The organism is Marvinbryantia sp. (genome assembly GCF_047017445.1).
Taxonomy (GTDB): domain Bacteria; phylum Bacillota; class Clostridia; order Lachnospirales; family Lachnospiraceae; genus Marvinbryantia.
On sequence record NZ_JBKXTT010000007.1, the window covers coordinates 173,609 to 183,626 of the forward strand.

Here is a 10,018-nt window from a genome sequence, read left to right on the forward strand (position 1 = left end):
GATATGGTTGGATGAGAACAGAAAGCCCTCAGAAGTCCTTGAAGAAATCCTTGCTTACATGAAAGCCTGCCAGAAAGAATACCAGGAATGTTCGTCTGCCGTCTGGAAGCATGACAGATGTGTGCAGGATTTCCTGCATGAGTTCGAATTTTCCGCCAGTAAGCAGGAGCGGAATAAGATTGCGACGAGACTGAGCCGCAGTCGGAAAGAGCGCAGGCGGCTGAAAGACCGGGCGCAGATGTTGGAAAATGTGGCGAAATTTTATGGCGACAAGAGCAACAGGCAGTTTTTCGACAGGCTAAAAAATCTGATCAATGAGCAGAAAAAGGTCGAGGAATATCTGGAGAGCGAGAGGGTATACAAACCGAGAGGAAGTGACAGTATTGGACATACAGATTGATTCGCGCGAAAAGGCGCGGGCGATCACAAAAATCATTGATGAGTTTGGTCGCCAGGGTATTGGATATTATACGAGCAAATTATGGGTGGGCGATTACATGTCGCTGGACAATCCGCGCCTTATCATAGACCGGAAACGGTCGCTTACAGAGGTATGCGGGAATCTGTGTCAGCAGCATAAGCGCTTTAAGGATGAGCTTGTAAGAGCGCAGGAGCGCGGTATACAGATGGTTATCCTGGTGGAGCACAGTGCACATATAAAAAGCATTGACGATGTGGAGAAATGGAAGAATCCGCGCACGCGGGCATGGGAAAAGAAGATCCGGGAGCAGGCTGGCTGCGGGTATGATTTCCCAATCGAGGATGCAATCATGCTGGCAAAACAGTATGGGTTTAAAGTATCGGCTCCACCAACGCCAGGACCGACGCTTGCAAAGCAGATGCGGACGCTTTCGGAACGTTATGGTGTGCGCTGGGAATTCTGCAGCAAACAGCAGACCGGGAAACGCATTATTGAGATCCTGCGTGACGGCTTATGACACTGGAGGAAGTAAAGCAGATTCCGATGCGCGAAGTAGTGGAGCGGTATGGATTTACGCCGAACAGGGCGGGATTCATACACTGCCCCTTCCATTCGGGAGATAAGGGCGCATCACTGAAAGTTTACAAAAAAGACTGGTACTGCCACGCCTGCGGAGCGGGAAAAGACCAGATAGATTTTGTTATGCGCATGGATGACCTTTCCTTCAAGGAGGCATTTATGGCGCTTGGCGGAACCTATGACACGGAGGACCGGGAAGAAGTCAAGCAGAAGATAAGACAGGCAGAGAAGCGGCGGCAGGAACGCGCAGAAAAGGAAGCGCGGCTGAAACAGCGCATAGATGAAAATAACCGCTATATTTCGGCACTGCGGAATGGAATCGAGTATTTTCCTGTTTATTCTGAGGAGTGGTGTTTTTGCCAGAGCGCGCTGCCGTACCAGCTATATTTACATGACATCTTGAATGAAATGAGGGCGGATATATGAAGCCTTTGAATGACTATGACAAAAACAGCATAATGGATGAGGCTGTCTTTAAGGAGATATTCAGCCAGCAGGACATCGTATACCGTTCTCAGCTAATTGCGTCTCTTTCTATGCGAGCAAAGGAGCTGCGGATAAAAGGAGAGTTTGACAGGGTGCTGAAGGCATACGAGAAAAAGGAACGTGACGAAAAGAAAGAGGACGTCACGCTGCTGGAACACTGGACCAACTTTACAGGCGGTGGTTACGACCGGATGAAATGCGCGCAGTGGATTGCTACGGATGATGGTGTGCGCCTGTACAACACAAACAGTGGGGCACAGGATATCGTAGCGTGCAGGCATCCGATCATGCCGGTGAGACGGATGAGAAACCTGCAGACGGATGAGGAGCAGGTGACGATTGCCTTTAAACGCAATGGGAAATGGTCGGAACTTACGGTTCCCAAGACAACAATCGCACAGGCGTCAAAAATATGCGGGCTTTCGGCAAAATCCATCCTTGTAACGAGCGAGAATGCAAAATACCTTGTGCGTTACCTCGCGGACATAGAAGCGGACAATGAGGGCGATATACCGCTGGTATTGTCGTCATCAAAGCTCGGATGGGTAAAAGAGAGCTTCCTGCCATACGATACAGACATCGTGTTTGACGGAAATGCAAAATTCCGGCAGACATATGAGGCGGTAAAGAGCAGCGGCGACCGGGCGAAATGGTACTCGCACATTAAACAGCTCCGCAGGTCCGGGAGGTTTGAGATTAAGTTTCTGCTGGCTGCGTCTTTTGCGAGCGTCCTGCTCAAAATCACGGGCGGGCTGCCCTTTATCGTGGACCTGTGGGGCGAGACAGAAGGGGGAAAGTCGGTGACGCTGATGGTGGCGGCATCAGTATGGGCAAATCCCGGAAAAGGACTCTACATAAGGGATTACGCAAGTACGGACGTCGGGCTTGAAGCACTGGCAGATTTTTTAAATAACCTGCCGGTGGTCCTGGATGATACGAGTAAACGCAACAAGATGGTGGAGCAGCGTTTTGAGGAGATAATATACAACCTCTGCTCCGGCAAGGGAAAAACACGTTCCAACAAGGATCTCGGCATCAACCGCGAGAATACGTGGGAAAATATCGTTCTCACAAACGGGGAGCAGCCGGTTACGGGCAACGTTTCGCAGGGCGGAGCTTTCAACCGTGTGCTGGAAGTCGAAGCAGGGGATCACATCTTTGCTGACCCGCAGGAGACAGTGGAAATCGTAAAGAAGAATTACGGATTTGCGGGAAAGGATTTTGTGGACACCGTAAGGCTTATAGGGGCTGATGAAATCAGAAAGATACAGAAGGAATTCCAGAAGGAGATATTTTCGGATGAGAAAATGCAGAAGCAGTCGATATCCCTGTCCATCGTTCTGACGGCGGATAAGATTGCTACAGACTATCTTTTTAAGGACGGACAGTATCTTTCGCTGGATGAAGCCAGGGAGGTTCTTATTGACCGTAATGAGCTGTCTGACAATGAGAGGTGCTACCGGTTCCTGTTGGACAAGATAGCAATGAACAGCAGCCGGTTCGACGCAACTGCAAATATTGAGAAGTGGGGGATTATTGACGGGGATTATGCTGCCTTTTATCCGCAGGCATTCAATGAGCTTTGCCAGCAGGGTGGTTTTTCGCGGAAATCTTTCCTGTCATGGGCAGAGCGGAAAAAACTGATACAGACGGACTGCCAAGGGAAGAGAAGCAGGGTGAAGAGTATCGGCGGTAAGAAAGTGCGCTGCATTTTTCTGAAACTGACAGAGGAAAAAGAGACAGATGCGGACGGTTCAGAGCATCTCGGAAATGGGATGAAAGTGGACAGAAACGGGTTCTTGCAGCTTGAAGATGGTGTGCAGGAGACAATCCCGTTTACTTGAGTAACGCCCCTGTGTTCCGGCAGGTGATACCGCAAAATGTTCAAAAAATCCAGTATTTATGCGGGTTTGCGGGATACGGTAACACTTTTACACCTGGAACACCGGAAAAACCATCTATATATAGAGAAAAATAAAAATATTTTTTTAAGATGGGAATTTTATTATTTTTATCCCCACGCGTAGGTGTACACAAAAAAGGTGTTACTGTGTTACGTATGACAAAAAATCCAGTATTTACGCGGGTTTGCGCGGGAACACAGAACGGAACACAGCGGTAACATAAAAAATAAAGGTGACACCGTTAATGCGGTATGGAGGTGTTATATGGCAGGCGTGACAAAAGCAGACATCCCACATGAATCGGAAATGATGGGGATGCTCTGGACCATGATAAAAGAATTTTACATACCGGAAGATAATGATGAATTCTGGCTTGCCGTTATAAGGCGGACGGAGGAGATAGACCAGAAGTGTCATTCGAGGCTCGGACAGAAGCTGATGGTAGCCTTTGCGGATTATCTTGAGGAAAAACAGAAGGATATGGGGGAGACAGGCAATGGACAGAAACTTAATAGCAGGGACTGCACATGAATTATACGGACAGGGTAAATCGCCGAAACAGATCGCGGCTGTGCTGCATACATCAGTCCAGACCGCATATGAACTGACACGCGATATTCCGAAGGGAGAACTGAATGACAATGGTCTCACGAGCAAATTACAGGTCATGGCGGATTTCCCGGTGCGGTGGATAGATGCCGTGAATCCGATAAGGAGATATTACGGGCATGAGCCGATGGAGTTGCATTTTGATCAATAAAACCGGAAAGGAGCACACAGAAAACATGCGCTTCTGCAGGCGCGGCTTTCGGACGAACGGAGAAAGGGTCGGATGGAAAAATGACGTGGTTGGACGGGAACGAGCCTATGCTGCAAAAGATTGGTGTACATTGCCGGAGCGGATCGTGGAGGCGGCCGAGCGGCTGCGGGGCGTCCAGATTGAGCATATGGATGCAGTGGAGCTGATAAAAAGATTTAACCACTCCAACGTATTAATCTATGCCGATCCGCCGTACATGCTCCAGACCAGGCATGGGAAGCAATACCGCTGTGAAATGGATGACCAGCAGCATGAGCGGCTGTTGGATGCGCTGGAAGCCCATACAGGACCGGTAATATTAAGCGGCTATGATTCGCCGTTATACAGCGAAAGGCTGCGGAAATGGAACAGGGAAGAGCGCACGGCATACTCCCAGATCGCCAGCAGAAAGACAGAAGTAATTTGGATGAATTTTGATCCGGCCGGACAGCAGATGCGGCTTGATATCTGAACAGGAGGAAGGGGAATGAATATTTTAGAGCAGATTTTGGAGGAGATTGATCAAAAAATTGAAAAAGCAAAGGAATTAATGGTTTCATGTCCATGCGATAGGCTGGATGTAATAGCAAACGAAACAGCGGAAGCATTTATAGAAGCATACAAAGAATGCCAGGAAATTATCTGCTCCCACATGGAAGATGAACCTGTAAGTAATACTGACAAGTTGGATAATGGGTGGATCCCGGCAGAAATTCCACCAAAAACAAATGATTACATTCTTCTTTCATTTTCGAATTTTTCACTGCCACTGGTAGGAAGATACGGCGCGGATGAAACTGGAGGGCATTTTATCTGGGAGATTGTGACGGAGATGATACGTGTATCGGTAACGATTTATACGTGAATGCGTGGCGGACGCTTCCGAAACCCTACCGCCAGAAGGAGGACTAGCTGGATGATTAAATGCATACTGATACTTGCAGCGCTACCGTTTCTGGGCAATGAGCACCCAGAGGAACCGGAATACATCGTAATCGAGAGCGATTATGAAGGAGCGGTGCTGCTAGACATAGAAATGGGCGCGCGGTATCTGAAGACTGATGAAGGAATTTACATACTGGAGGATATGTGAAATGGGAAAAGCACTATTGGTACTGGAGAAGATGCCGGAGAGTTGTGAACTGTGTCCGTTTTTCCAGAATATTTACTGTGACATGGTGTGTAAAGCAAATAACAGAACCATAGATTATCCGTATCCAAAGGATTTTAAACAGAATTGGTGCCCGCTGATACCGATGCCGGAGAAGCCGGATTATCCACCAATAAGCAAGTGCTCTCATGTGGCGGGATGGAATGATTGTATAGATGCTATCTACACAGAATCAGAAAAAGAAAACAAAGGAGTGATTACACGCAAATGCAGAATGAATACATGTTCAACCGGGCATTCCGGGAATACGTAAACAGATACGCCGCAGACCACGGCATCACACCGGAGCAGGCGCTGGAACGTGCAGAGGTGCAGCAGGCGGCAAGGTTTTATTCGGAGGTGTGAGGATGATGGTCGAATATCCATGCAATAAATGTTCTGAGCGCCGTGTTGGCTGTCACGTTTCCTGCAAGGCATACCTGTCTGTGAAAGAGCAGAATATCAGGGAAGCGAAAGCTGTTAATGCACGACGCATGAAGGATAAAGAGCTATCTGATGCGAAGAGAGACGGCTATATGCGGATGACAAAAGGCAGCAAGGATAACAGCAGGGTGATCCGAAGCCGGAAGCGGTAGCGGAAATGCCAGGGAGGGAACATGAGAACAGGAGACAAGATAAAGTTATACAGGATTGCCAGAAGGGAAACAGACCGCTGTGGGAAGATGAACCAGGCTAAAATAATCAGCCAGATCTGGACAGTAGCAGGTATATATCCGCATTTTGCGCTTCTGGTGAACCGATATGGGATAAGGGAATGCTTTAGTTATTGGTATTTGCGGCGGCACGCACATGTGCCGCGAAAGACTGAACGTAATGGTGTGATAGTATGGGAATGGGGTGATTGCAGTGCAGAGCAGCAGAATACGTAGTAGTGTAGCAGGCGGGGAAATGCTGGGCAGCAGGGTGTGTGCAGAAGAGCGTGGCATAAGCCGAGATGAAATTAAAAAGCAGAATGAGCAGGTAAAGGCATGGTTATGGCGGTACCGGGAAGCACGAAAGGATGTCCGGCGCTGGGAGGAAGAGCTTGCGGAACTGGTCGGGATGCAGGAGAGTGCCAGTGCAATCCGGTATTCGGATATGCCGAAGGGCGGTGGTGGACAGGCTGATCTGTCGGATGAAATGGTGGAGCGGGAGAAGCTATGGAGAAAGATTCAGAAAGCGCGCTACAAGCGGATACGGGTGTTTGCGGAGATTAAGAATGCGATTGAGCGCCTGCCGACAGCAGATGAGCGGGAAGTGATGTCGTACCGGTATCTGGAGCTGATGAGCTGGGAGCAGATATGCGTGAAAATTGAAAAGGAGTGGGCGCAGACACATAGAATCCACAGCAGGGCATTAGAAAATATCTTAAAATACGTATAAATATGTATAATATGTGATTGACATACGTGCCGATACGTGTTAAAATATAATCATGAAAGGGGGATACAATGAAAGCATCAGAGTTGGTTAAGCTATTAAAGAAAAATGGTTGTTATCTCGTGGAACATGGAAAAGAGCACGATAAATGGCACAGTGATATCACCGGGAAAAATTTCATGATTCCGCGGCATGGTAGCAAAGAAATAGCGACTGGAACAGCAAACAGGATATTGAAGGATGCGGGGCTGAGATAGCCCTTGCATCTGGCATATATAGACATCATTAGAAAGGAGTCATGAAAATGGCAAAATATGTATATCCGGCGATTTTTACACCGGAAAAAGAAGGGGGATATTCCGTATTCTTTCCGGATCTGGAAGGATGTTATACCTGTGGCGATGATCTGCAGGATGCTCTGTTTATGGCAAATGATGTTTTGGCATTTGTCCTTTATGATTACGAGTCAGAGGGACGGGAAATTCCGGCACCGTCAAAAGCAGAAAACGTAGAGAAATCAGACGGAGATTTCGTGAATTATATTGCATGCGATACTGTGGAATATGCAAGAATGCATAATAGCAGGGCGGTAAAAAAGACACTTACTATTCCGCAATGGCTGAATGATATTGCCATAAGACAGGATGTCAACTTTTCACAGGTTCTGCAGGAAGCACTGATGGAAAAAGTGGGGGCAAAATAAAAAAATTTGTAAAATGATATGGAATGATACACCCAACCTGTGTTATAGTGTAAACTGAAAGAAGTGAGAGATAGGGAGACCTGTCTCTTTTCTTTTACTTCCCTCCCTCATAATTTTCTTATAGGCGTTTGCGAAACGCCTAATGCCGCATAAATACGGCATTTTTTAACCACAAAAAACAAATAACCCCTCACCGGATATGGTATAATAGAGTTGACGAAAAACTATAAACCATGCATCCAAGAAAGGAGTTATTCTGACATCTATGATACCATATAAACAGCTTTCTTTGGCAGATTTTTTTTCGGATTGCCAAGATAAATTTGAAAATGACAAACCTGGGTTTCTGTCTCTATTAGAAAACCACATCGATATTGATGAGATCGTTCCGATTTCTTTTCGAAATCATTTCTATGCATCAACGGGCAGAACCCGTAAATACCCTTTAAGCGCTTTGCTATGGGCGTTGATTATTCAGCGTATTTTTTCTATTCCCACAGACCAGCTTCTTTTAACTTTTCTTGCTTATTCAAAACCACTGCGTGAATTTTGTGGTTTCACTAAAGTTCCAGATGCTTCTAAAATCACCCGCTTCAAACAGGACTTTATGGATGACCTTCAGCTTGTTTTTGATAACCTTGTTGAATTAACCGAACCAATCTGTCATGCTATTGATTCTTCAAAAGCTGATATGACCATCTTTGATTCTTCTGGCATTGAGGCTTTCGTTACTGAAAATAATCCGAAATACGCAAATCGTATTATCAGGCAACTCAAAGCTTATGCCAAAGCTAACAGCTTCGACAAGAGTTATGATCCTTATAAAGCAGCTTATGGTTCTATGCCAACACACGCATCCGCAAATCCAGAAATTAAACAGTTATACATTAATGGTCATTTTTGCTATGTCTTCAAGTTTGGCATTATTACCAATGGTCTTGGCATTATCCGGCATATATCTTTTTACAACAAAGACTTTATGACCTCACATCCTGAAATCGTTGTGGAAAAGAAATCTGATTCTCCTGATGAAGATAAGTGTGTTCATGATGCTAAATTACTCATTCCTACACTAAAAGATTTCTTTGCGAAGCATCCGCTTATGAATCCCAAAACATTTCTTGGTGATGCAGCATTTGACTCCTGCCAGCTTTATGGAGAACTGCTGACAGGCAATACCTTTGGCGAAAATAAACACTTTAAAAAAGCATACATTCCTCTGAATTCCAGATCCGGATTAAAAAATCCTGATTGTAAAGTGAATGAAAACGGCATCCCTTGCTGCCCTAATGATGATTCACTTCCAATGAAACACGAAGGCACATCTACAAGAAAAAATGGTTTAAAAAGATATAAGTTTATCTGTCCTAAGATAAAGTATGTTAAGGATGCATCAACCGGAAAATATCATAGACATTGTATCTGCGATAATCCCTGTACTACTTCTGAGTGTGGACGTATGATCTATGTTTATCCTGAAAAAGATCTTCGTGCCTATCCCGGAACCATTCGTGGAACCGAAGAATGGGATAACACTTACAAAATCAGAACCGCAGTAGAAAGAGATATCAATCACATAAAAGAGAATCTCTGTCTTGCAGGACGTCGTACTCAGAATGAGAAAACATTGCATGCAGACTTAATTCTTGCTGGAATCACCCAACTCATTACAGTTGTTCTTGCAGACAAAATCAAACATCATGAATACATACGAAGTCTGAAACCACTCATCGCTTAGGTCTTATTAACTTTATAAAGCCTGTAGCTTATTAAAGTGCGCCTAAAAACGGTAGTTATCCACTTCTCATCTTAGGATTCGTACTCTATACGAATTCTTCCTTGTTTGGATTCAAGATTGTGAACGAGCATTGCGAGTTTCGCAATTACCTAAATTTTCTTATTTTGACTGGCGCCCTGTAGAAATATTGGGCGCTTTTATCATGCAATAAAGAAAGGAGATCCACTGATGAAGGGATATTCATATAGATGCATGAATTGCCGTGCTACGCAGATAGTTCCACGTAGCAAAGCAAAATATACAGATGGCAGAGTCTGTAGCGAATGCGGTAGTTCTTTGGTGTCGGTGGGAGAGATGGAATATGGTATTGATGTTGCATTAAAAGACTCTGGAGCGGTAGCAAATGCTTAAATCGTGTCAGTATTGTGGCAGAATCCACGACAGTAGGTATGACTGCGGGCGCAGACCGATGCGGAAAAGAGCGGCTGCCACAGAAACGGACCGCTTCCGGAGGTCACAGGCATGGACAGACAAAAGCATCGAAATAAGACAGCGGGATAATTACCTCTGTCAGATATGTATGCGGAAACTATATAATACACTCTGGCAGTATAACTATAATGGACTGTCTGTCCATCATGCCGTTCCGGTCAATACGGACTGGGACAAGCGGCTGGATGACGATAACCTGCTGACAGTCTGCCAGATGCATCATGAGATGGCAGAGAATGGAGAAATCCCGTATGAAGTGGTTAAAGGCATCATCGACGAACAGGAAGCGAAAAGGGAAGCGACAGAGGCATCCCCCGGGGTAATTGACTGAATTGTGCGGAAATTGCTCAGACGTACAGCTGGGGG

General features: G+C 45.8%; 16 protein-coding genes. All 16 read left to right on the plus strand.

What is annotated here, in order from left to right:
- Positions 1-7 precede the first annotated feature (7 nt).
- The 16 genes from ACLU9Q_RS10185 to ACLU9Q_RS10260 all read left to right on the plus strand — a co-directional run bounded on the left by ACLU9Q_RS10185 (position 8) and on the right by ACLU9Q_RS10260 (position 9,983).
- Positions 8-400, plus strand: coding sequence for a hypothetical protein (locus ACLU9Q_RS10185; protein WP_296839623.1), 393 nt, complete (start codon positions 8-10; stop codon positions 398-400).
- Complete coding sequence (locus ACLU9Q_RS10190; protein WP_308594259.1) at positions 375-938, plus strand: ERCC4 domain-containing protein; 564 nt, start codon at positions 375-377, stop codon at positions 936-938. The genes ACLU9Q_RS10185 and ACLU9Q_RS10190 overlap by 26 nt, the downstream gene beginning before the upstream one ends.
- On the plus strand, positions 935-1,426 hold the full coding sequence (locus tag ACLU9Q_RS10195) for a CHC2 zinc finger domain-containing protein (protein WP_296839629.1): 492 nt from the start codon (positions 935-937) through the stop codon (positions 1,424-1,426). The genes ACLU9Q_RS10190 and ACLU9Q_RS10195 overlap by 4 nt, the downstream gene beginning before the upstream one ends.
- Positions 1,423-3,330 carry a DUF927 domain-containing protein gene (locus ACLU9Q_RS10200; protein WP_296839631.1) on the plus strand — a complete coding sequence of 636 codons (1,908 nt, stop codon included), beginning with the start codon at positions 1,423-1,425 and terminating at the stop codon, positions 3,328-3,330. The genes ACLU9Q_RS10195 and ACLU9Q_RS10200 overlap by 4 nt, the downstream gene beginning before the upstream one ends.
- Before the next feature lie 324 nt (positions 3,331-3,654).
- The gene (locus ACLU9Q_RS10205) at positions 3,655-3,921 is read left to right on the plus strand and encodes a hypothetical protein (protein WP_296839633.1); all 267 of its coding nucleotides are present in this window, start codon (positions 3,655-3,657) and stop codon (positions 3,919-3,921) included.
- On the plus strand, positions 3,887-4,150 hold the full coding sequence (locus ACLU9Q_RS10210) for a helix-turn-helix domain-containing protein (protein ID WP_296835000.1): 264 nt from the start codon (positions 3,887-3,889) through the stop codon (positions 4,148-4,150). Before ACLU9Q_RS10205 ends, ACLU9Q_RS10210 begins: the two co-directional genes overlap by 35 nt.
- Positions 4,119-4,661: a DNA adenine methylase gene (locus ACLU9Q_RS10215; RefSeq protein ID WP_412625173.1), complete on the plus strand. Its 543-nt coding sequence runs from the start codon at positions 4,119-4,121 to the stop codon at positions 4,659-4,661. The genes ACLU9Q_RS10210 and ACLU9Q_RS10215 overlap by 32 nt, the downstream gene beginning before the upstream one ends.
- A gap of 15 nt (positions 4,662-4,676) precedes the next feature.
- Positions 4,677-5,054, plus strand: coding sequence for a hypothetical protein (locus tag ACLU9Q_RS10220; protein ID WP_412625175.1), 378 nt, complete (start codon positions 4,677-4,679; stop codon positions 5,052-5,054).
- Between the two features lie 51 nt (positions 5,055-5,105).
- Complete coding sequence (locus ACLU9Q_RS10225; protein WP_412625177.1) at positions 5,106-5,282, plus strand: hypothetical protein; 177 nt, start codon at positions 5,106-5,108, stop codon at positions 5,280-5,282.
- Between the two features lie 285 nt (positions 5,283-5,567).
- Entirely contained in the window at positions 5,568-5,705 is a 138-nt protein-coding gene (locus tag ACLU9Q_RS10230; protein ID WP_296836797.1) for a hypothetical protein, read from the plus strand.
- Between the two features lie 2 nt (positions 5,706-5,707).
- Positions 5,708-5,935 carry a hypothetical protein gene (locus ACLU9Q_RS10235; protein ID WP_412625179.1) on the plus strand — a complete coding sequence of 76 codons (228 nt, stop codon included), beginning with the start codon at positions 5,708-5,710 and terminating at the stop codon, positions 5,933-5,935.
- Positions 5,936-6,248: 313 nt separating this feature from the next.
- Positions 6,249-6,722: a hypothetical protein gene (locus ACLU9Q_RS10240; protein ID WP_296836791.1), complete on the plus strand. Its 474-nt coding sequence runs from the start codon at positions 6,249-6,251 to the stop codon at positions 6,720-6,722.
- 68 nt (positions 6,723-6,790) lie between these two features.
- A complete protein-coding gene (locus tag ACLU9Q_RS10245; RefSeq protein WP_296836789.1) occupies positions 6,791-6,976 on the plus strand; it encodes a type II toxin-antitoxin system HicA family toxin in 186 nt (61 codons plus the stop codon).
- A 47-nt stretch (positions 6,977-7,023) separates the two neighbouring features.
- Positions 7,024-7,422, plus strand: a complete 399-nt coding sequence (locus ACLU9Q_RS10250; RefSeq protein ID WP_296836787.1) for a type II toxin-antitoxin system HicB family antitoxin — start codon at positions 7,024-7,026, stop codon at positions 7,420-7,422.
- 265 nt (positions 7,423-7,687) lie between these two features.
- Positions 7,688-9,160 (plus strand): transposase, encoded by a 1,473-nt coding sequence (locus tag ACLU9Q_RS10255; protein ID WP_412624679.1) that lies wholly within the window; start codon positions 7,688-7,690, stop codon positions 9,158-9,160.
- 403 nt (positions 9,161-9,563) lie between these two features.
- Positions 9,564-9,983 (plus strand): HNH endonuclease, encoded by a 420-nt coding sequence (locus ACLU9Q_RS10260; RefSeq protein ID WP_412625180.1) that lies wholly within the window; start codon positions 9,564-9,566, stop codon positions 9,981-9,983.
- Positions 9,984-10,018 lie beyond the last annotated feature (35 nt).